Genomic DNA, 20,529 nt, shown 5'->3' with positions numbered 1-20,529 from the left:
GAGAGACGGTGTCCGGTGTGTCGTCGCGGCGGGGAACTGGCAGACTGTCAGGCGTACATGCACGTCCACCACTGACTAGGGACTGACTTCGACGATGGACTTCCTGTTTCCGCTGCTGATCCTCGCCCTGCTCGTGCCGATGTTCTTCGGTATCCGCAAACAGAAGCGGGAGGCCGAGAAGGTCTCGTCGATGCAGGAGGGTCTGAAGGTCGGTGACCAGGTCGTCACCACGTCGGGCCTGTACGGCACCGTCGTCGACCTCGACGACACCACCGTCGACCTGGAGATCGCCGAGGACGTCGTCACCACCTGGCTGCGTCAGGCGATCCGCGAGGTGCGGGTCGACGAGCAGGCGGTCGAGGAGACCACCCCCGCGACCGACGCCGCCGTCGAGGAGTCCGCGGAGCAGACCGAGACCCGGCTGACCAAGGACTGATCGCACTCCCTCGTCGCCGGTGCCCCGCGTTGCGGCAGGCACCGGCGCGGGCATCGTCGTGCCCACCCGTTCCGACCTCGACTTCCGCCTAGGAGATGACCTGCTGTGCCACCTTCCCAAGGATCGGCGCATCCGTACCGGTTGCTCGGCGTCTACGCCGCGCTGCTGGCCGTGATCTACGCGCTGGTGTTCTTCACCGGTGACCATTCCCCCACGCCCAAGCTCGGCATCGACCTGCAGGGCGGTACCCGCGTCACCCTGACCGCGCGCACCCCCGACGGCAGCAGGCCCAGCCAGGACAGCCTGAAGAAGGCCCAGGAGATCATCGAGAACCGGGTCAACGGTCTCGGTGTCTCCGGCTCCGAAGTGGTCATCGACGGCGACAACCTCGTCATCACGGTGCCCGGTGAGGACAGCCAGCAGGCCCGCGCGCTGGCCACCACCGCCAAGCTGTACATCCGGCCGGTGCTGGCCGCGACGCAGCCGCAGGCCGGTGGCGCCGCGCCGCAGGTGCCGCCCGCCCAGGGCGGGACGCCGACCACGAGCGCGCCGGCGCCCGGCGAGACGCCCGCCCCCGCGACCGGTGAGACCACCGCTCCCGCGGCGGGCGAGCCGACCACGCCTGCCCCGCAGTCGCGGGTGTTCCCGGCGCAGGCACCGCCGACGCCGACCCCGGCGCCCGGCGGCACCTCCGTCCAGCAGCAGCAGGCCAAGGAGATCGCCGACGCCAAGGCGCTGCGGCAGAGCACCGACCAGGCCGTGCAGCAGGTCGCCATGGCGAGCATGGACTGCACCAAGCCCGACCCGCTGGCGGGCAACGACGACCCGGCGCTGCCGCTGGTCACCTGCTCGCAGGACGGCACCGAGGTGTTCCTGCTCGGCCCGAGCCGCATCGACGGCCAGGAGATCGCCGACGCGACCTCCGGCCTGAACTCCCAGCAGGCCCGGCACGAGGTGAACCTCGAGTTCAAGTCCGCGGGCGCGGACGCCTGGCAGGCGCTGACCGGTGAGTACGTCTACAAGCGGGTCGCGTTCGTGCTCGACTCGAAGGTCGTCAGCGCGCCGCAGGTGCAGCAGGGTCCGCAGATGGGTGGTCGCACCTCGATCTCGGGCAGCTTCACCGCCGACAGCGCCTCCGAGCTGGCCAACACGCTCAAGTACGGCTCGCTGCCGCTGTCGTTCCAGACCTCGGAGGCGGAGACCGTCTCGGCGACGCTGGGCCTGTCCTCGCTGAAGGCGGGTCTGCTCGCGGGCGCCATCGGCCTGATCGCGGTGCTGCTGTACTGCCTGCTCGTCTACCGGATGCTGGGCCTGATCGCCGGGTTCTCGCTGATCGCGGCCGGTGCCGCCGTCTACGGCATCATCGTGCTGCTCGGGCGCTGGATCGGGTTCACCCTCGACCTGGCGGGCATCGCCGGTCTGATCATCGGTATCGGCCTCACCGCCGACTCGTTCGTCGTGTTCTTCGAGCGCATCAAGGACGAGATGCGCGAGGGCCGCAGTTTCCGCTCGGCGGTGCCGCGCGGCTGGGCCAGGGCGCAGCGCACCAACCTGTCCGGTAAGACGGTCAGCCTGATCGCCTCGGTCGTGCTGTACCTGCTCGCCGCCGGCCAGGTGAAGGGCTTCGCCTTCACCCTCGGTATCACCACCGTCCTCGACGTGATCGTGCTCTACCTGGTCACCGCGCCGCTGATGATGATCGTCTCGCGCTCGCCGTTCTGGGCGAAGCCGTCGGTGAACGGTCTCGGCTCGGTGCAGCAGATCGCCAGGGAGCGCGCCGCGGGCCAGCCAAGGCCGAAGGAGATGTCACGATGACCAACGCCCATCCCACCGACGAGTCGGTGTACCTGGACCAGGCCGAGGCGTCGCAGGCCCCGAAGCACGGGTTCTTCGAGCGGCTCTACACCGGCACCGGCGGTTTCCCCATCGTCAGCCGCCGCAAGCTGTTCTACGGCATCGCGGCGGCCTTGCTGCTGATCTCGATACTGAGCATCGCGGTGCGCGGCTTCACCCTCGGCATCGACTTCGCCGGCGGTTCGCGCATCCAGATCCCGGCCGCCGACATCTCCACCCAGCAGGTGGAGGACGTCTACGCGCAGACCCTCGGCCACGGCCCGGTGTCGGTGCAGAAGGTCGGCTCCGGTGCCTCGGCCACCATCCAGGTGCGCTCGGAGACCCTGGACGCGGCGCAGACCGAGCAGGTCCAGACCGCGCTGTTCGAGGCGTTCCAGCCGAAGGACTCCGACGGCCAGGTCAGCCGCAACGCGATCAGCATCGCCGAGATCAGTGAGACCTGGGGCGGGCAGATCACCAACAAGGCGCTGATCGCGCTCGGGGTGTTCGTCGCGCTCACGATGATCTACATCGCGATCCGCTTCGAGCGGGACATGTCGGTCGCGGCGATCGTGTCGCTGTTCTTCAACCTCATCGTCACCGCGGGTATCTATTCGCTGGTCGGCTTCGAGGTGACCCCCGCCGCGGTGATCGGTCTGCTCACGATTCTGGGTTACGTGCTCTACGACAACGTGGTCGTCTTCGACAAGGTCGAGGAGAACACCCGTGGCGTGCTGCACCTGAACAAGCGCACCTATGCCGAACAGGCCAACCTCGCCGCCAACCAGACGCTCATGCGGTCGATCAGCACCACGGTCATCGGCATCCTGCCGATCATCGGCATGCTGGTGATCGCGGTCTGGCTGCTCGGCGTCGGCACGCTCAAGGACCTCGCGCTGGTGCAGCTGGTCGGCATGATCGTCGGCGCCTACTCGTCGATCTTCCTCGCCGTCCCGGTGCTGGTGTCGATCAAGGAGCGCTGGGGCCCGGTGGCCGCGCACACCAAGAAGGTGCTGGCCAAGCGCGCCGCAGGCCCGGCCGCCCGGGTACCGGTGGGTGCCGCCGCCGGTGCGCCGCGTGGTCCGCGTCCGAGCGATGCCGGGGCGCCGCGGCCGGGTGCCCGGCCCAGCGGGAAGCGGCACAAGAGAAGGAACTGACGGCGACAGCAGGGGGTCTCATCATGCGACGCGGCACGATACGACTGATCACCGTCCTGGCCACGGCGGCCCTGGGCACCGGCCTGGTGGCCGGCTGCTCGAGCAAGAACCAGGTGCCCTCCATCGGGTACGCCGTCGACGCGGCGGTCGCCAGCTACAACGGCGGCAGCACGCTCGGCGCGAGCAGCGGCGCGGCCGCGGTGTTCGGCCGGGTGCTCACCGGGTTCTTCTACACCGGACCGGACGGTCAGCAGGTCGCCGACACCGACGCGGGCACCGCGAAGGAAGTGCCGGGCGAGACGCAGACCGTGCAGTACCGGCTCAACCCGGACGGCGTGTACTCCGACGGCGTGAAGACCTCCTGCGACGATCTGGTGCTCGCCTGGTCGGCGCGCTCGGGCCGGTTCACCAGGCCGGGCGAGCGCGGCCCGGTCCCGCTGTTCGACGCGGCGAGCACCGCCGGTTACGCCGATATCGAGCGGGTCGACTGCCAGCCGGGCTCCAAGGACGCCACCGTGGTGTTCCGCCCCGGCAGGCATTACCTGCCGTGGCGGACGCTGTTCACCGCGGCCGAGCTGATGCCCGCGCACGTGGTGGCACAGGCCGTCGGCGTACCCAGCGTGGTGAGCGCCCTGCAGACCGGCGACGGCGCCGTGCTCGGCCGCATCGCCGACTTCTGGAACACGGGCTGGACCATGAAGGCGGGCTCGCTCGACCTGACCGAGTTCCCGTCCTCGGGGCCGTACCGGATCGAATCCTTCACCGCGAAGGACGGTCTGGTCCTGGTCGCGAACGAGAAGTGGTGGGGCAGCCCGCCGGCGACCAGCCGGATCGTGGTGTGGCCCAAGGGCACCGACTACGCGGCGAAGGCGAAGGAGAACGCGTTCGGCGTCGTCGATCTGGGTGCCGGGTCGGTCGCCGACCTGACGCTCGACGGTTTCGACGAACAGACCGTCGCCGGCCGGAGCGCCGAGCAACTCGTGCTCGCCACCGGCGGGGTGTTCGGTCCCGTCGAGGTCCGTCGCGCGTTCGCCCAGTGTGTGCCGCGCCAGGCGCTGTTCGACACCCTCGGCAAGGCAGGGGACCCGCCGAAGAGCGGCCTGGGCGCCGGTCCACTCAACGCTCATGTCGTGCAGCAGGACTCGCTGTACTACCCGGCCGTGATCGGCGGGGCCGACCGCTACAAGGGCGCCGACATCCCGGCCGCGACGGCGACGCTGGCCTCGGCACGCGCGCCCCAGCCGACCGTCCGGATCGGTTACCAGGCCCCGGACGCGCGTCGGGCGAAGACCGTCGCCATGATCGCCGAGTCCTGCCGCGGGGCGGGGATCACCGTGGTCGACGCGGGCGCACCGGATTTCACCCCGGCCAGACTGGCCGAGGGCGCGGTCGACGCGGTGCTCGGCGGCACCGCGGCGGTCCCCGGCCCGGCCGGATCGACCACCGGGGTGGCCGCGTTCGCGGCGTTGCGGGCCGGTAACGGCCTCGATGTCGGTGGGTTCGCCAACGGTCGCTACGATGCGATCACCGATCAGCTTGCGGGCGAGACGAACTCGACCGTGACGCTGAATCTGCTGACCGAGGCCGAGAACCTGCTGTGGGCGCAGCTGCCGAGCATCCCGTTGTTCGCGACGCCGCGCCTGATCGCCTTCGGCAATGGCATGCAGAACGGGATCGCCGGGCCGACCCAGGCCGGAACCGGGTGGAACATGGATCGCTGGGTGTTGCAGCGATGAGCAGTGGTGACAGTCACGCGGGGCGTGACCGTGAGGGAGAGGTGTCGATGAGCAAGCACGCGGTGGTCGAGTCCGACGACCAGGTCAGCGCGCGGACCGGTAAGGCCGCCGACGCGGTGTCGCGGTTGACCCGCTGGCACGACGACTTCCCCACGCCGGGTGTGCGTTTCGCCGATCTGACCCCGGTCTTCGCCGACGCCGAGGGCTTCCGCGCGGTCATCGACTGCTTCGCCGCCGTCGCCCCCGACGCCGACATCGTCGCCGGGGTGGACGCGCGTGGCTTCCTGCTCGGCGCGGGTGTCGCGGCCACCCTCGGCACCGGTGTGCTCGCCATCCGCAAGGGCGGCAAGCTGCCGCCGCCGGTGGTGTCGCGCGAGTACCAACTCGAATACGGTTCCGCCGCACTGGAAATCCCGGCCGACGGGGTCGAGCTCGCGGGCAAGCGCATCCTGCTGCTCGATGACGTGCTCGCCACCGGCGGCACGCTCGCCGCCGCGGCCGCGCTGTTCACCGAGGTCGGCGCCGAGGTGGTCGCCGCCGCCGTCGTCCTGGAGCTCGAGTTCCTGAAGGGTCGCGAGCACCAGGGCGACTACCCGGTGACCTCGATCGTCAAGCTCTAGCCGCGCGCCACATCAGCCACAGCGGCGGGCCGCCGGGGATCCGGATCTCGTCGGTGACGGTGAAGCCGAAGCGCTCGTAGTACGGCACGTTGTCGGCATTGCTGGATTCGAGATAGGCGGCCGCCCCGTCGGCGTCGATGCGATCGAGCCGGGAGCTGAGCAGCGTGTGGCCGTAGCCAGCGCCGCGATCCTCCGGCCGGGTGCCGATCATCCCCAGGTACCAGTGCGGAGTCGACGGGTGATGCTTTTTGAGCAGGTCACCGAGCGTTTTGGCGGCGCCGGTGCGACGCCCGAAGGCGCGGATCAGACCGGGCACGACGCGCAGTTCGGCGCTCGCGGCGGGCTGGCGCTCCGGCGGCGTCCACAGCGTGGCGCCCGCGACGGAACCGTCCGGGCGGACCGCGAGGTCGGAGGCGCCGGCGGGGAAGAAGATATGGCGGGCCATGGTGGCGAAGAACCGGGGCAGGCCGACGGCGCGCCGGTGCTCGTCGGGCAGGATCCAGCTCATCACCGGGTCGTGCTGGAACGCGGCACCGAGGGCGTCGGCGGCGGCCCGCACGTCTCCCGGTGTGGCGGCGCGTAGTCGTTTCGGCTCCGTCATCACGGTCCTCCCGATCACAGGTCCAGCCTTCGTCGGCTGAGAATCGCCCTGGGGTCCAGGCTAGCCGCCACGACGAGCGGTAGCGGACGGGCCGAACTGTCCCGCCCCGATCGAACGCCGCCGGGTGAGCGGGCTCACCCTGCCGGAAAAGGGGTGGCGCGAAGGTGCGGTGCGGTGTTATCAATGAGTGGTCTTGTTCCCGGCGATCGGAGTCATGCGTTGATTTCTTGAGGTAGCGCTCCCGGACGGTCCGCACTCTGCGCACCGTGTCTCCGTCGCACCTCAAGGGGATCCGTATGACCTCTCTTTCTCTTTCCGATCTGTCCTTCCACTGGCCGGACGGCACCGTCGTGTTCGACGGGCTCGACGCCGTCGTCGGACCGGGCCAGATCGGCCTGGTCGGCAGCAACGGCGCGGGCAAATCCACTCTGATGCGGCTGATCACCGGCGCGTTGCGCCCGAACCGCGGCTCGATCACGGCACCCGGCCGGATCGGCTACCTGCGCCAGGACCTCGGCATGCAAGCTCGACAGCGGGTGGAGACCGTGCTCGGCATCGCCGAGGTGCGGGCGGCGCTGCACCGCATCGAGCGCGGCGAGGGCACGCCCGAGGACTTCGACACCGTCGGCGTGCACTGGCAGATCGAGGACGAGGCGATCGCGCTGCTCGGCAAGCTGGGCCTGGACTATGTCGCCGGTTCCGTCGCCGACCTGGACCGCACCCTCGACACGCTCTCCGGCGGCGAGACCGTGCTGCTCGGGCTGGTCGCCGAACTCCTGCGCGAGCCCGACGTGCTGCTGCTCGACGAGCCGACCAACAACCTCGACGCGGTCGCGCGCTCGCGCCTCTACGAGGTCATCCGGCAGTTCCCCGGCACGGTCGTGGTGGTGAGCCACGATCGGGAACTGCTGGACCGGATGGACGGCATCGCCGAGTTGCGAGCGGGCGAGATCCGTTCCTTCGGCGGCAATTTCACCGAGTACGAACGGATCGTCGAGCAGGAACAGGAGGCGGCCCGCGCGGCGGTGCGCGACGCGCGCAGCGATGTCCGCAAGCAGGCCCGCGAGCTGGTCGAGGCGCGGACCAAGCTGGACCGCAGGCAGCGGTTCGCGCAGAAGATGCAGGACAACAAGCGGGTGCCGAAGATCGTGGCGGGGTTGCGCAAGAACGCCGCCGAGGTGTCGGCGGGCAAGCTGCGCACCTCGCACATCGAGAAGCTCGACTCCGCACGCGAAACCCTCGACCACGCTGAGGAATTGGTGCGCGCGGACCGCGAGATCCGGATCGACCTGCCGGGGACCCGGCTGTATCCGGGGCAGGACGTCGTCACGCTCGAGCAGGCGCGGCTGGCCAACGGTCCGGTGGTGGACCTGCGGGTGAGCGGGCCGGAGCGGATCGCGCTCACCGGGCGCAACGGCGCGGGCAAGTCGACGCTGCTGCGCCGGATCGTCGAGGAACAGCCGAAGGTGCCGTGGCGGCTGCTGCCCCAGCGGCTCGACGTGTTCGACGAGACGCGCAGCGTGTTCGACAATGTCGCCGACGCCGCGCCGCACGCGAGTGCCGAGCAGATCCGAGGTCAGTTGGCGCGCTTCCTGTTCCGCGGTGCCGACGCCGATATCGCGGCCGCGGCGCTGTCGGGCGGGGAGCGGTTGCGCGCCGCGCTGGCGACCCTGCTGCTCGCCGAACCGGCGCCGAAACTGCTGATGCTCGACGAGCCGACCAACAACCTCGACCTGCCCAGCCTGGGGCACCTGACCCAGGCGCTGGCGAGTTTCGAGGGCGCGCTCATCGTGGTCAGCCACGACGCGCGGTTTCTCGACGACATCGGGGTGACCCGCACCCTCGAGCTCACACCCGAGGGGCTGGTCGAGTAACGGGAGCTACCGTGCGGCGGCCCGGCGGATGACCGCCGGGTACCGGAGCATGGTCGGCCCCAGCCACAGCGCGACCGCGGTGATCGCGAGCCAGGGACGCAGATGCGGGCGCATCCGGCGGATGCGCCCGTCCGGGGCGAGGTCGAGCACCATCGCCTCGGTCATCCGCAGCGGGCCGAACTTGGCCTCGCCCAACAGGATCCGGGTATCTCCGGAGCCGATGGTGTCGGTCCAGCGCAGCTCGGCGAGCGCGCGGTAGATCAGTGTCAGCAGCGGGGCGAGGTCGGCGCGGCCGCGGAACACCAGCCGGCCCGAGACCGGCGAGACGAGTTCGGCGTCCTCGGTCAGGGTGTCGAGCAGGGCGGGGATGTCGTTGGCGGTGGTGGCGTGGCGGAACCGGGCGACCGGATCGCCCACCTGGCTGTCTGCGAGTGCGTCGGTCACGATCGCACTCCTTCCTCACGGACGGAATTCCCGGACAACCCGACCGTAACCAGCTGGCTTGTAAAAAGCAATGGACTACGATTGGCGGTATGGCCAAGACGGAGTTCGCCGACATCGTGTGCTCGATCGCCCGCACGGTGGGCATCGTGGGGGAGCGGTGGACCCCGCTGATCCTGCGTGACCTGTTCCTCGGCATCACCCGCTTCGAGGATCTGCGCCGCGACCTCGGCATCGCCTCCAACGTCCTCGCGGATCGCCTGCGCACGCTACGCGACAACGAGATCGTGGAAGCTCGTGTCTACCAAGACAATCCGGTCCGCACCGAATACGTCCTCACCGAACGCGGCCGCGACCTCTACCCCGTCCTGACGATGCTCCTGGCCTGGGGCGACCGCTGGCTGTCCGCCCCCGACGGCCCACCCCTGACCGTCGTCCACCGCAACTGCGGCCACATCGCCGAGGGCGTCGTCGTCTGCCACCACTGCGCCACCCCCCTCACTGCCACCAACGTCACCTGGCACCCCGGCCCCGGCGGCCACCCCGGCCCCGGCGCCACCCTCATCGCCCACCACCTCACTCCGCTGCCCGAGTCGTCGGGCGGAGGGTGATCGGGTGGCGTCAGGCCAGGAGGTCGGCTGCCCGGTTGACTTCGAGTGCCTTGCGAAGCCATCGCTGGAGCTGGTCGAGATCGTCGCAGCTCATAATCCGCTCGCGGACCTCGGCGGGTACGGCGATCCCGCGGGCGTCGAGCACTGTCAGCACGGATTTGGCCTCGCCACGGGCTTCACCCTGAGCCTCGCCTTCCGCGAAGTACCTGCGGGCGAACTCGCTGCGATATTCGTAGCCTTGGAGCCCGGCGGCCATCAGTGCCTCCCACTCGGATCGCGCTGCGGCGGGCAGCGTCGACAGGATGAAGTCATAGTACAGCGCGGCCCGGTCGCCACCCAGAGCGCCGAGGGCTGCGAGCAGGGCTTTCCAGATCTCGCGGTGGTCGGGATGTCGCGCGTGCGCGAGGGCGGACAGCACCGCTAGTTCGGGCAGATCGACCGCCGCGTCGAGGTCGGTGACCACCGGAACGCCTGCTGGGTCGAGCACCAGTGGCGTCAATCCCACCGACGGATTGCCGTACCCGAGATCGATCGGTTTCGCGGCCCAGCGGGCTGTCCTGGCATCAGGGCACACGACCGGCAGCAGTGTCGGGCAGCGGAGGCGGGCGCGCAGCGACGCGACGTAGACCGGCCAGGACCACCGTTTGTCGGGGTCCGGCCGCAATTGGACCTCGACGACCACGGCCAGGATCCGCTCGCCGCCACGATGGAACGCGACCACCGCGTCGGCGTGATATTCGGTCGGTGCCAGGACTGTCGCGTCGCCGGGCACGGTCGTGATCGACTCGTATTCGGGTAGGCGGCAGCCCAATTCGGTCAGCGGTGGCGCGACGAGTGCCGGTTGCTGCTGGAAGAGGTCGATCACCACTTCGTGCGGAGCCGATGGCATGCGCCAGAAGGTAGCCGATGGTGTCGGTGAACGGCGAATCGGCTGGGGCTCTTGACGATCGTTGTTTTGGTTGAATAGACTAAAAGCACGCTGACGAGAGGGAGTGGTTCTGATGGGGTATGGGCATTGGGATGACAGTGCGTACCGGGCGGGGAAGACGTTTCGGGCGCGGGCGGGGGAGGACGATTTCGGGTATACCGCGCAGATGCGGGAGCGACCGTATGACACGTGGTGTGCGCATCCGTTGCTGGATCCGTTCGGGGTGGGGAAGCGGGAGTGCCGGGATTCGGCCGAGCACGGGAACTCGCTGCCGGTGGCGGTGCTGTTCGATGTCACCGGGTCGATGGGGCGGGTGCCGCGGATCATGCAGGACAAGCTCGGGAAGTTGCACGGGCTGCTGCGGAGCAAGGGCTACGCGCAGGATCCGCAGATCCTGTTCGGGGCGATCGGCGACGCCGACACCGATCGGGTGCCGTTGCAGATCGGGCAGTTCGAATCCGACAACCGGATGGACGAGCAGTTGCGGGCCGTCCTGCTCGAGGGCGGTGGGGGCGGGCAGAAGTCCGAAAGCTACGAGCTGGCGGCATATTTCATGGCTGAACATGTCGTGACCGACGCGTGGGACAAGCGTGGGAAGCGGGGCTACCTGTTCATCATCGGCGACGAGCTGAACAAGCCGCGGCTGGCGGCTCGCCACATCAGGGCGGTCATCGGCGATCACGTGCGGCGCGATGTGTCGGTGGAGTCGATCTATCGCGAGCTGGCCGAACGCTGGCACGTGTACTACATCCTGCCGAATCAGTCGTCGTACTACCGGGATCCGGAGATCGCCGAGCACTGGCGCGGTCTGCTCGGCCAGAACTTCCTGAAGCTCGACGACCCCGGCGCGGTCTGCGAACTGATCGCGCTGACCATCGGGCTGGGTGAGGACCGGGTCGACGTCGACACCGGCCTGGCCGACCTGCGCGATGTCGGGTCGGTCGACGAGGCCGACGCGGTGAGCCGGGCCCTCGGCGCGCAGCCGCCCAGGGGCGTCCGCGCCCTGCCGCCCGGCAAGTGACACCCGAAAAGGGAAGGAGTGCAGCCGTGTTCGACACCGAACACCTGGTCGTCGTCGATCTGGGCTTCGGCGACGCGGGCAAGGGCGCGACGGTCGACTGGCTGTGCGCACCCGAGGCGGGCCTCGGGGTGGCGGCGGTCGTGCGGTTCAACGGCGGTGCGCAGGCCGCGCACAATGTCGTCGCCGACGGCCGCCACCACACCTTCGCTCAGTTCGGCGCGGGCACCTTCCACGATGTGCCGACCGTGCTCTCCCGGCACATGCTCGTGGAGCCGATCGCGCTCGCCGCCGAATCCGAGCGGCTCGCGGCGCTGGGGGTGCGCGATCCGCTGGGGCTGCTCGCCGTCGACGGCCGGGCCCTGCTCACCACGCCGATCCACATCGCGGCGAACCGTGCCCGCGAGGACGCGAGGGGTTCCTCGCGGCACGGTTCCTGCGGTCGTGGCATCGGCGAAACCGCCTGGTACGCACTGGAACACGACGCGCCGACGGTCGCCGACTGCCGGACGCCCGCGATCCTGCGCGCCAAGCTGGACCGGCTGGCCGCGCACTACGACACACTGATCGGGCCCAGCGCGCACGGCTACGAATCGATCGACGCGCTGGTGGCGATGTACCGCGATTTCGCCGGCGCGGTCCGCGTCAGCGACGACGGCGAGCTCACCCGCGCCGCGGCGCGGGGCAGGCTCGTCTTCGAAGGGGCGCAGGGAGTGCTGCTCGACGAGTGGCGCGGACTGCATCCGCACACCACGTGGTCGACGGTGGAGCCGCGCCATGCCCGCGCCCTGATCGCCGGGGTCGGGGGCACGGCCAGGGTGCTCGGCGTCACCCGCACCTATATGACCCGGCACGGCGCGGGCCCGCTGCCGACCGAAGCGCCGCTGGGACACCCGGAGCCGCACAACGGCACCGGTCCCTATCAGGGCGCGTTCCGGCAGGGGCACCTCGATCCGATCCTGCTCCGCTACGCCATCGAGGTCTGCGGTGGGATCGACGGACTGGTGGTCAATCATCTCGATGCGCCCGGAACCCTCGGTGCCGCAGCGGCATACGACACCGCGGCGGGTCGGGTCACCGAGCTGACGCCCGGTCCATGGCGTGATCTCGAGCACCAGCGACGACTCACCGACCGGCTGTCCGCGGCGACCCCGGTGATCGAACCCGTCGTCGGCGACCCGGCGGACTGGCTCGCCCATCGCCTCGGTGTGCCGGTCGTGCTCACCGGGCACGGGCCGGATCGGCGGGACCGCAGGGTGCGCCGACCTGTGCTCGGCGCGACCGCCGGGGACCGCGTCGCGACGGCCGCCCGGTCCGCGTGAGCGAATCCAGGTCGCCGGGCCGGCCGTGGCATGAGCTCGGCGGCGGTCTCCGCACGGCGGACACGCGCCGCCCGCCGACGTCGGCGTGGGTTCCCATTCGGCGCGGGATTCCGGCAGGATGGGACGACGTGGAGCAATCCGTCGTATCGATCGATGTCGTCACGTTGCGGTGCTGGGAGGCCGACAGCGCGGTGCGCGTCGGGATCGCCGCCCGCGAGTTCGAACCGTTCACCGGCGAACTCGCGCTGCCCGGCGTGCTGCTCGGCCGGGGCGAGCGGCTGGCCGAGGCCGCGCGGCGGGCGGTGCACACCAAGCTGGGCGTGCCGGTCGAGGCGATCGGCGCGGTCGGTCAGCTGGTCACCTTCGACGAACCGCATCGCGATCCGCGCGGGCCGACGCTGTCGATCGCCATGTGGGCGGTCGTCGCCGAGCACGAGGGACCGGCCGAGTGGGTGGAGTTCGACGCGGTGCCCCCGCTGGCCTTCGACCACAACCGGATCGTCGAGACCAGCCGGAGTCTGCTCGCCGGTCTGCTGTGGAAGGACCGGACGCTGACCAGGGCGCTGGCGGGCGCGGAGTTCCCCGCCACCCGCGCGGTCGAGCTGAGCACCTCGCTGCACGGCACGCGCCCCGACCCCGCCAATCTCAATCGCACGCTGGCCGCGATCCCGGGGCTGGACCGCACCGGTGAGCGGCGGCGGGTGAAGGCCACCGGCAGGCCCGCGGTCGTGTGGGCCTTCGACGTCACCGAGAACTAGCCGGGTAGGTCGTAGACGGCGTAGGTCCGGCGCAGCACCGGGTAGGACACATTGCGCACGGGCACCCCGCCCGCGGTCTGCCCGCACTCGCTGCCCGCGTGGGCGTGCCCGTGCAGCGCGAGCGTCGCGCGTCCCGCGTCGATCGCCTCGCCCGTGGCGTGGCATCCCAGGCCGGGATAGATGGACGTGGGCTCGCCGACGAGGGTGTCGACGACGGGGGCGAAGTGGGTGAGGGCGATCCGGGTGGGGCAGTCCAGGCGCTCGAGCGCCGCGCGCAGGCGGGCGGCGTCGACCGGGCCGCGGCGCATCCTGGCCCGATGCTCGGCCGATCCCGTCTCGGGATCACCGGGGTGGCCGGGGAAGCCGCCCGATCCGCCCATCACCCCGGCGATCCCGACCCGCTGCCCGCGGATCGTCAGCGTCGTCGAATCACCGTCCAGCACAACGACACCGGTCTCGGTGAGCCGGCGCGTGATGAACTCGCCGCGGTTCTCGTCGTGGTCGTGGTTGCCCAGGACGGCGAGCACCGGAATCGGGAGATCGGCCAGTTCGGCGCAGAGCAACTCGGTGTTGGCCCTGGTCCCGCCCTCGGTGAGGTCACCGCCGAGGAGCAGCAGGTCGGCGTGGCGGTCCAGGTCGAGGAAGCCGGGCCGGAACTTCCCGGCGACGGCCGGTCGCAGGTGCAGGTCGGCGGTGGCGGCGAGACGGATCGGCGCGATGTTCCCCACCCGCCAAGGAGGCCACAGCGGTGCGCGGCTGTCAACGCGATTCCCGCGCCACCCAGGGGGCGGGAGTGCCCACCCTGAGGGTTCGACGGGTGGCCCCTGAGGTCTCTTCCGGTGCGCGGCCGAGGAGCGCAGAGTAGTAGCTACGCCCCCGAACCCTCCGAAGGAACCCACGACATGCAGTCGAGCTACGTGCATCACGTCAGGCAGCAGTTCTCCCGGTACGCGGACACCCGTTCCTACATCTACCTGCGGGAATCCGGGCGTGACCTGGTCGAGGAGGTCGTCACCTACCGCGAACTCGACCGCGACGCCCGCGCGTTTGCCCAGTGGTTGTCGCAGCAGCCGGAGGCGGCCCAGCCGGTGGTGCTGCTCTACCTCGACGGCATGGCGTTCCTGCGGGCCTTTCTCGGCTGCCTGTACGCCGGTGTCGTCGCCGTCCCGGCGCCGCTGCCGCACGAGGACCGGGCCGCGCAGCGGGTGCGCGGCGTCATCGCCGACTCCGGCGCGCAGCTCGTGCTCACCACCACCGACTTCGCACCGCTCGTCGAGTCCACCACCGGCGCGACCGTCGTCGCCACGGATCAGCCGCTCGGCGACGCCGACGCCTGGCAGTTGCCCGAGATCGACCTCGGCACCATCGCCTTCCTGCAGTACACCTCGGGATCGACCGGTACGCCCAAGGGCGTCGTCGTCACCCACCGCAATCTGCTGCACAACGAGGCCGCGATCGTCGCGGGAGGGATGACCGAGGGGTCGACCGGCGTCAGCTGGATCCCGCAGTTCCACGACATGGGCCTGATCGGCATGCTGCTCGGCGCCGCCTACGCGGGCGCGAACCTGGTGTTCATGGCGCCGACGACGTTCATCAAGCGCCCGGTGCGCTGGCTGCAGGCCATCGACCGGTACCGGGCGACCTACACCGCCGCCCCGAACTTCGCCTACGACCTGATCCTGCGCCGGGTCAGCGACGAGCAACTCGCCGAACTCGACCTGAGCAGCCTCGAGGCCGCCCTCAGCGGCGCCGAGCCGGTGCGGGCCCGCACGATCGAGGCGGTGCTGGAGCGTTTCGCGCCCGCCGGGCTGCGTCCCACCGCGTTCCTGCCCGCCTACGGGATGGCCGAGGTGACGCTGCTGGCCAGCTCCGCGGCGATGGGCGCGGCTCCGGTGTACTACGACCGGCCGGGCGACGCCCCGCTGGTCGGTTGTGGCCGCGCGGCCGACGGCCTCGAGATCCGCATCGTCGATCCGTCGACACTGGAAGAACTGCCGGACGGCGCCACCGGGGAGATCTGGGTGCGCGGGGACAGCGTCGCCGCCGGGTACTGGAACCGGCCCGCCGAGACCCGCGCGACCTTCGACGCCCACCTCGGCACCGAGGGGCCGTTCCTGCGGACCGGCGATCTCGGCCTGCTCCACGACGGCGACCTGTTCGTCGCGGGCCGCCTCAAGGACCTGCTGATCGTCAACGGCCGCAATGTCCACCCGGCCGATGTGGAGGAACGCGTGCAGGAACTGCACCCCGCGCTGGCGGGCAACGCTGGCGCGGTGGTCTCGGTGGACGTGCTCGACCGGGAACGGCTGGTCGTGATGCAGGGCGTGCGGCCGGAGCTGCTCGGTGACACCACGCTCGCCGAGCTGACCTCCGCGATCAAGATCGCGGTGGCCCGCGGCTTCGATGTGCCCGCGCCGAACGTCGTGCTCGTCGCCGCCCGCTCCGCGCGCTCGGTGCATCGCACCACCAGCGGCAAGATCCAGCGCGGTTCGATGCGCGAAGCGTTCCTGACCCACCGTCTCGAACGGGTACTGCACGAGGACCTCGAACCGGCGCTCGACCACGCGCTGACCGTCTGATCGACACCGACCAGCCAGGAGCCGACCATGTTCCGCACCACCACCGCCCACCCGTCGACCTCGATCCAGGACTGGCTCGTCGAACGGGTCGCCGACTACACCGACCGCGCCCCGCACCAGGTGGACCCGTCGATCCCGCTGGCCGAGCTCGGCATGGACTCCGTCTCGGCGGTCTCGCTGTGCGGGGAGATCGAGGACCGCTGGTCGCTCGAGATCGACCCCACGCTGGTCTTCGACTATCCGACCATCGCCGCGATCGCCGGCTATCTCGCCGACGAGTTCGCCTACGCGGCATGAACGGTCAGCGCCCGGTGGCGGCGGTGCGCGTCACCGCCCGGGCAGACCGCCGGGGGACGGCATGAGCGATATCGCGATCGTCGGGCTGGATTGCCGCTTTCCGCAGGCGGCCGATCCAGCGGCACTGTGGCAGCTGTTGCTCGACGGCCGGGACGCGATCTCGGCGGTGCCCGCGAATCGCTGGCACGCCGAGGACTTCCACGATCCGGCGGGCGGGCCGGGCACCATCAACACTCACAGCGGCGGATTCATCGACGACGCCGACGCGTTCGATCACGAGTTCTTCGGGATCACCCCGCACGAGGCCGAGACGATGGACCCCCAGCAGCGGCTGCTGTTGCAGGCGACCTGGCGCGCCTTCGAGGACGCGACCCTCGACCCCCGGGCCCAATCCGGTTCGCGCACCGGCGTCTACATCGGGGTGATGGCCAACGAATGGGCCAATCTGCAGATGTCGGACTACGCGGCGATCACCCCGCAGCACGGTTCGGGCAACGGCTACTTCATGACCGCCAACCGGCTGTCCTACCAGCTCGATCTGCGTGGCCCGAGCCTGGCGGTCGACACCGCGTGCTCGTCGTCGCTGGTCGCGGTGCATCTCGCCTGTGCCGCGCTGATGTCGGGCGAGTGCGAGCAGGCCGTCGCCGGTGGGGTGAACCTGGTGCTCACCCCGGCGGTCGGGGTGTTCTACACCCAGGCGGGGCTGTCGGCGCCCGACGCGCGCTGTAAACCGTTCAGCGGCAACGCCGACGGGATCGTCCGCGGCGAGGGCGTCGCGGTGCTCGTGCTGCGCCGCCTGGCCGACGCGCAGGCCGCGGGACTGCCGATCTACGCCGTGATCAAGGGCAGCGCGGTGAACTCCGACGGGCGCAGCAACGGCATCAGCGCGCCGAACCGGTGGGCCCAGCAGCACGTGATCGCCGAGGCGTATCGCCGGGCCGGGGTGGCGGCCGGGGCGGTCGACTTCATCGAGGCGCACGGGACCGGGACCGTCCTCGGCGACATGATCGAGGTCAAGGCGCTGGGCGGGCTGCACGGGCGGGACCGCGCCCGGCCCTGCGGAATCGGTTCCATCAAAGGCAATCTCGGCCACACCGAGGGCGCGGCGGGCGTCGCGGGGCTGATCAAGGTCGCGCTGAGCCTGCACCACGGCGTCGTCGCGCCGACCCGGTTCGCCGAGCAGGAGAACCCGCGATTGCAACTGGAGCGGCACGGGCTGCGCCTGCTCGCCGAACCGATGCCGCTGACCGGACCGGCGCTGGCCGGGGTGAGCGGCTTCGGGATCGGCGGCACCAACGCCCACCTCGTGCTGGCGGGCGCGCCGGTGGGGGACGACCCGCCCGCGGCCGGTGGCGGGGTGCTCACCCTGTCGGCGGACAACGCGAAAGGTCTGGAGCGCAACGCACGTCGGCTGGCGGAGACGCTGGACGCGGTCCCCGCGGACCGGTTCGCGCAGGTGTGCTGGACGAGCAATCGGGTGAAATCCTCGGGGCGGCACCGACTCGCGATCGTCGCCGACGATCCGGCGGACGCGATCGCCCGGCTGCGTGCCGGTGCGGACGGCGGTGTGGCGGGGCCGATGCGGGTCGGGTGGGTGTTCACCGGGCAGGGGTCGCAATTCGCCGGGATGGCCGGGGCCGCCGCCGCGGCGAGCCCGTCGTTCCGGCGCGCGCTGGGGACCGTCGACGCCGCGATGGCCGCGCTCCTGGGCGCCTCGGTGCGGGAGCTGCTGCTCGACGACACCGTCGACATCGATCGCACCGGACTCGCGCAACCGGCGATCTTCGCCATGGAATACGCACTGGCGCAGGCACTCGCCGACGCCGGTGTCCGCCCGGCGTGGGTGCTGGGGCACAGCATCGGGGAGTTCACCGCGGCCGCGGTGGCGGGCGTGCTCGACCTCGAGGACGCCTGCCGGCTGGTCGTCGCGCGTGGCAGGCTGATGCAGGAATTGCCCGGCGGCGGTGCGATGCTCGCGGTCCGGGCGACGCGCGCGCAGGTCGCCGATCTGCTCGTGGGGGAGCCCGAGGTCGCCGTGGCCGCGGTCAACGGGCCCGCCGATCTGGTGCTCTCCGGCGCCGCCATCGCGCTCGACCGGATCCGTGCCGCCCTCGCGGAACGGCGGATCGTCGCCAAGCCGCTGACCGTGTCGCACGCCTTCCACAGTCCGCTCATGGCGCCGATGCTGGACGAGTTCGCGGCCGTCGCCCGGGACCGCGCCTATCGGGTCGCGGCTCTGCCGATCTACTCGACCGTGCGCGGCAGGCTGCTCGAGCCGACCGAGACCATGGACGCCGGTTACTGGACCGAACACATCGGCGCCACCGTCCTTTTCGGCGACGCGCTGGCGGCCGCGCTCGACACCGACCCCACCCATGTCGTCGAGATCGGTCCGCGCCGTCAGCTGATCCCGCTCATCGGCCGGGCCCGCCCCGAACTGCTGCCGCGGTGCCTGGCGCCGAGTCCCGGCCCCGGCGCGACCGGGCGCGAACTCGCCGAGACCGTCGCCGCGCTGTACCGCGACGGCCTCGACCCCGACTGGGATCACCTCTACGAGCCCGCCCAGCGGGTCCGGCGGCGGCTGCCGGTCTACGACTTCGCCACCGAGCATCGCTTCTGGATCGAACCGACCACCCTCACCCCACCCGCCCCGCAGGCCGAGGACACCACCATGGACCAGATGATCGCGCTCTTCCGCGAACAGAACGCGCTGCTCGCGCGGATGGCGCCGGGCGCGACGGCAGCCGTCGCGCCGCCGTCTGCCGCTCCCGGCACCCCCGAGGTCGACCCGAACGCCGTCGCCGCCATCGTGCTGGCCGAATGCGGGCGGGTCAGCGGATTCGCGGTCGAGCGGCTGCGCGACAGCGAAACCCTCACCGGCGAACTCGGATTCGACTCGATGATGCTGTCGGATCTGTTCGGTGGCCTGATGCGCAAGCTGCCGGGGCTACAGGTGGACCCGGCGTGGCCGAGCGCCGCCACCACCGTCGGTGACGTGGTCGGGTACGTCACCGGTCAGGTGGCCGGAGCGACCCCGGCGCCCGCGCCGGCCCCGGTCGCGCCCGAACCGGCGCCGAGGCCGGTCGCGCCCGAGTACCGGATCGCCGACTTCCCGGAGGTGCGGGCGATCGAGGACCGGATGACCGGGGCGGCGGCGCTGGGCCTGGACAACCCGTACTTCCTGATCAACGACGGCGTCACCCGCGACACCTCGCTGATCGACGGTGTCCCGGTGCTGAACTTCTCCAGCTACAACTACCTGGGGCTGTCCGGGCACCCGGCGGTCGTCGCGGCCGTGCAGGACGCCGTCGCCCGATACGGCAGCTCCTGCTCGGCGAGCCGGGTGCTCTCCGGCGAGAAGCCGGTGCATCGCGAACTGGAGGCCGAACTCGCGCGGTTGCTCGGCACCGAGGACGCGATAGCGCTGGTCGGCGGCCATTCCACCAATGTCACCATCATCGGGCACCTGGTCGGACCCGACGACCTGGTGATCCACGACAGCCTCGCCCACGACAGCATCCTGCAGGGGTGTGTGCTGTCGGGCGCGACGCGACGGCCCTTCCCGCACAACGACCACGCGGCCCTGGACCGGCTGCTCGGCGAACTCCGGCCCCGCTACCGCCGGGTGCTGATCCTCATCGAGGGCGTCTACAGCCAGGACGGCGACATCCCCGACCTGCCCGCGATCATCGAGATCAAGAAGCGGCACCGGGCCCTGCTGATGATCGACGAGGCGCACAGCATCGGCGTGCTCGGCGCGCACGGCGGCGGCATCGGCGAGCACTTCGGGGTGGACCGCGACGACGTCGAACTGTGGTCGGGCACCATGTCCAAGGCGCTCGCCGGCTGCGGGGGATACGTGGCGGGCAGCGCCGAGCTGATCCGCTTCCTCAAGTACACGACGCCCGGCTTCGTCTACAGCGTCGGCATGACCCCGATGAACGCCGCCGCCTCGGCCGAGGCGATCCGGCAGCTGCGCACCGACCCCGCCCCGCTGGTCCGGTTGCGGCACAACGCGCGGCTGTTCCTGGAGCTGGCCCGCGCGGCCGGGATCGACACCGGCGACAGTGCCGACACCCCCATCATCCCGTGCATCGTCGGCGATTCCCTGCGGACCATGCGGCTGTCGAACACGCTGCTCCGCCGGGGGATCAACGTCAATCCGATCATCTATCCGGCGGTCCCCGAAGACCTCGCGCGCCTACGGTTCTTCGTCACCGCCTGTCACACCGACGACCAGATCCGCGAGACCGTCGCGATCCTCGCCGAGGAACTGGCCGCGTCGGCCTAGACGAGGCGGCAAGGCGCTGTTGGCTTC

17 protein-coding genes are annotated in these 20,529 nt (G+C 70.8%); 13 read left to right on the top strand and 4 right to left on the bottom strand.

Annotated features, from left to right (window positions below):
- The first annotated feature begins 94 nt into the window (after positions 1–94).
- The 5 genes from yajC to ACFVW6_RS29645 all read left to right on the top strand — a co-directional run bounded on the left by yajC (position 95) and on the right by ACFVW6_RS29645 (position 5,782).
- Positions 95–436, top strand: a complete 342-nt coding sequence (yajC, locus tag ACFVW6_RS29665) for a preprotein translocase subunit YajC (RefSeq protein ID WP_378830587.1) — start codon at positions 95–97, stop codon at positions 434–436.
- Positions 437–541: 105 nt separating this feature from the next.
- Entirely contained in the window at positions 542–2,251 is a 1,710-nt protein-coding gene (secD, locus tag ACFVW6_RS29660) for a protein translocase subunit SecD (protein WP_357344963.1), read from the top strand.
- A complete protein-coding gene (gene secF / locus ACFVW6_RS29655; protein WP_378830584.1) occupies positions 2,248–3,426 on the top strand; it encodes a protein translocase subunit SecF in 1,179 nt (392 codons plus the stop codon). The genes secD and secF overlap by 4 nt, the downstream gene beginning before the upstream one ends.
- Positions 3,427–3,449: 23 nt before the next feature.
- Complete coding sequence (locus ACFVW6_RS29650) at positions 3,450–5,162, top strand: ABC transporter substrate-binding protein (RefSeq protein ID WP_378830581.1); 1,713 nt, start codon at positions 3,450–3,452, stop codon at positions 5,160–5,162.
- Between the two features lie 47 nt (positions 5,163–5,209).
- Positions 5,210–5,782: an adenine phosphoribosyltransferase gene (locus ACFVW6_RS29645; protein WP_355277260.1), complete on the top strand. Its 573-nt coding sequence runs from the start codon at positions 5,210–5,212 to the stop codon at positions 5,780–5,782.
- Here the strand turns inward: ACFVW6_RS29645 and ACFVW6_RS29640 are convergent.
- Positions 5,772–6,383, bottom strand: a complete 612-nt coding sequence (locus tag ACFVW6_RS29640; protein WP_378830578.1) for a GNAT family N-acetyltransferase — start codon at positions 6,381–6,383, stop codon at positions 5,772–5,774. The genes ACFVW6_RS29645 and ACFVW6_RS29640 overlap by 11 nt on opposite strands.
- A gap of 296 nt (positions 6,384–6,679) precedes the next feature.
- Here ACFVW6_RS29640 and ACFVW6_RS29635 point away from each other — a divergent pair, with 296 nt between their 5' ends.
- Positions 6,680–8,257, top strand: coding sequence for an ABC-F family ATP-binding cassette domain-containing protein (locus ACFVW6_RS29635; RefSeq protein WP_378830575.1), 1,578 nt, complete (start codon positions 6,680–6,682; stop codon positions 8,255–8,257).
- 6 nt (positions 8,258–8,263) lie between these two features.
- Here the strand turns inward: ACFVW6_RS29635 and ACFVW6_RS29630 are convergent, their stop codons facing one another.
- On the bottom strand, positions 8,264–8,701 hold the full coding sequence (locus tag ACFVW6_RS29630; RefSeq protein WP_378830573.1) for a nuclear transport factor 2 family protein: 438 nt from the start codon (positions 8,699–8,701) through the stop codon (positions 8,264–8,266).
- An 89-nt stretch (positions 8,702–8,790) separates the two neighbouring features.
- Here ACFVW6_RS29630 and ACFVW6_RS29625 point away from each other — a divergent pair, with 89 nt between their 5' ends.
- Positions 8,791–9,309 (top strand): winged helix-turn-helix transcriptional regulator, encoded by a 519-nt coding sequence (locus ACFVW6_RS29625; protein WP_378830571.1) that lies wholly within the window; start codon positions 8,791–8,793, stop codon positions 9,307–9,309.
- A gap of 10 nt (positions 9,310–9,319) precedes the next feature.
- Here ACFVW6_RS29625 and ACFVW6_RS29620 read toward each other — a convergent pair whose 3' ends face one another.
- Complete coding sequence (locus tag ACFVW6_RS29620; RefSeq protein ID WP_378830568.1) at positions 9,320–10,198, bottom strand: hypothetical protein; 879 nt, start codon at positions 10,196–10,198, stop codon at positions 9,320–9,322.
- 112 nt (positions 10,199–10,310) lie between these two features.
- On the opposite strand from ACFVW6_RS29620, the gene ACFVW6_RS29615 reads away from it, so the two are divergent.
- The 3 genes from ACFVW6_RS29615 (at position 10,311) to ACFVW6_RS29605 (ending at position 13,335) form a co-directional block, all read left to right on the top strand.
- Positions 10,311–11,258: a hypothetical protein gene (locus ACFVW6_RS29615; protein ID WP_378830566.1), complete on the top strand. Its 948-nt coding sequence runs from the start codon at positions 10,311–10,313 to the stop codon at positions 11,256–11,258.
- Between the two features lie 26 nt (positions 11,259–11,284).
- Complete coding sequence (locus ACFVW6_RS29610) at positions 11,285–12,577, top strand: adenylosuccinate synthetase (RefSeq protein ID WP_378830564.1); 1,293 nt, start codon at positions 11,285–11,287, stop codon at positions 12,575–12,577.
- 128 nt (positions 12,578–12,705) lie between these two features.
- On the top strand, positions 12,706–13,335 hold the full coding sequence (locus ACFVW6_RS29605) for an NUDIX domain-containing protein (RefSeq protein ID WP_378830561.1): 630 nt from the start codon (positions 12,706–12,708) through the stop codon (positions 13,333–13,335).
- Here ACFVW6_RS29605 and ACFVW6_RS29600 read toward each other — a convergent pair.
- Positions 13,332–14,063: a metallophosphoesterase gene (locus tag ACFVW6_RS29600; protein ID WP_378830559.1), complete on the bottom strand. Its 732-nt coding sequence runs from the start codon at positions 14,061–14,063 to the stop codon at positions 13,332–13,334. The two genes, ACFVW6_RS29605 and ACFVW6_RS29600, sit on opposite strands and share 4 nt — an antisense overlap.
- Positions 14,064–14,237: 174 nt before the next feature.
- On the opposite strand from ACFVW6_RS29600, the gene ACFVW6_RS29595 reads away from it, so the two are divergent.
- The 3 genes from ACFVW6_RS29595 (at position 14,238) to ACFVW6_RS29585 (ending at position 20,502) form a co-directional block, all read left to right on the top strand.
- Positions 14,238–15,914 (top strand): fatty acyl-AMP ligase, encoded by a 1,677-nt coding sequence (locus ACFVW6_RS29595; RefSeq protein WP_378830556.1) that lies wholly within the window; start codon positions 14,238–14,240, stop codon positions 15,912–15,914.
- A 27-nt stretch (positions 15,915–15,941) separates the two neighbouring features.
- The gene (locus ACFVW6_RS29590) at positions 15,942–16,211 is read left to right on the top strand and encodes an acyl carrier protein (RefSeq protein WP_355277235.1); all 270 of its coding nucleotides are present in this window, start codon (positions 15,942–15,944) and stop codon (positions 16,209–16,211) included.
- A gap of 61 nt (positions 16,212–16,272) precedes the next feature.
- Positions 16,273–20,502 (top strand): type I polyketide synthase, encoded by a 4,230-nt coding sequence (locus ACFVW6_RS29585; RefSeq protein WP_378830553.1) that lies wholly within the window; start codon positions 16,273–16,275, stop codon positions 20,500–20,502.
- Positions 20,503–20,529: the final 27 nt, after the last annotated feature.

It is taken from the genome of Nocardia sp. NPDC058244 (assembly GCF_042882065.1).
Lineage (GTDB): Bacteria > Actinomycetota > Actinomycetes > Mycobacteriales > Mycobacteriaceae > Nocardia.
This window is presented reverse-complemented; position numbering and strand designations above follow the sequence as displayed.

What these genes read in the sequence shown, in the direction of transcription:
- ACFVW6_RS29635 (WP_378830575.1), top strand. Translation starts at nt 6,680, where the DNA reads ATGACCTCTCTTTCTCTTTCCGATCTGTCCTTCCACTGGCCGGACGGC.
- ACFVW6_RS29640 (WP_378830578.1), bottom strand. Translation starts at nt 6,383, where the DNA reads ATGACGGAGCCGAAACGACTACGCGCCGCCACACCGGGAGACGTGCGG.
- ACFVW6_RS29620 (WP_378830568.1), bottom strand. Translation starts at nt 10,198, where the DNA reads ATGCCATCGGCTCCGCACGAAGTGGTGATCGACCTCTTCCAGCAGCAA.
- secF (WP_378830584.1), top strand. Translation starts at nt 2,248, where the DNA reads ATGACCAACGCCCATCCCACCGACGAGTCGGTGTACCTGGACCAGGCC.
- ACFVW6_RS29650 (WP_378830581.1), top strand. Translation starts at nt 3,450, where the DNA reads ATGCGACGCGGCACGATACGACTGATCACCGTCCTGGCCACGGCGGCC.
- ACFVW6_RS29625 (WP_378830571.1), top strand. Translation starts at nt 8,791, where the DNA reads ATGGCCAAGACGGAGTTCGCCGACATCGTGTGCTCGATCGCCCGCACG.
- yajC (WP_378830587.1), top strand. Translation starts at nt 95, where the DNA reads ATGGACTTCCTGTTTCCGCTGCTGATCCTCGCCCTGCTCGTGCCGATG.
- ACFVW6_RS29645 (WP_355277260.1), top strand. Translation starts at nt 5,210, where the DNA reads ATGAGCAAGCACGCGGTGGTCGAGTCCGACGACCAGGTCAGCGCGCGG.
- ACFVW6_RS29585 (WP_378830553.1), top strand. Translation starts at nt 16,273, where the DNA reads ATGAGCGATATCGCGATCGTCGGGCTGGATTGCCGCTTTCCGCAGGCG.
- ACFVW6_RS29615 (WP_378830566.1), top strand. Translation starts at nt 10,311, where the DNA reads ATGGGGTATGGGCATTGGGATGACAGTGCGTACCGGGCGGGGAAGACG.
- ACFVW6_RS29590 (WP_355277235.1), top strand. Translation starts at nt 15,942, where the DNA reads ATGTTCCGCACCACCACCGCCCACCCGTCGACCTCGATCCAGGACTGG.
- ACFVW6_RS29595 (WP_378830556.1), top strand. Translation starts at nt 14,238, where the DNA reads ATGCAGTCGAGCTACGTGCATCACGTCAGGCAGCAGTTCTCCCGGTAC.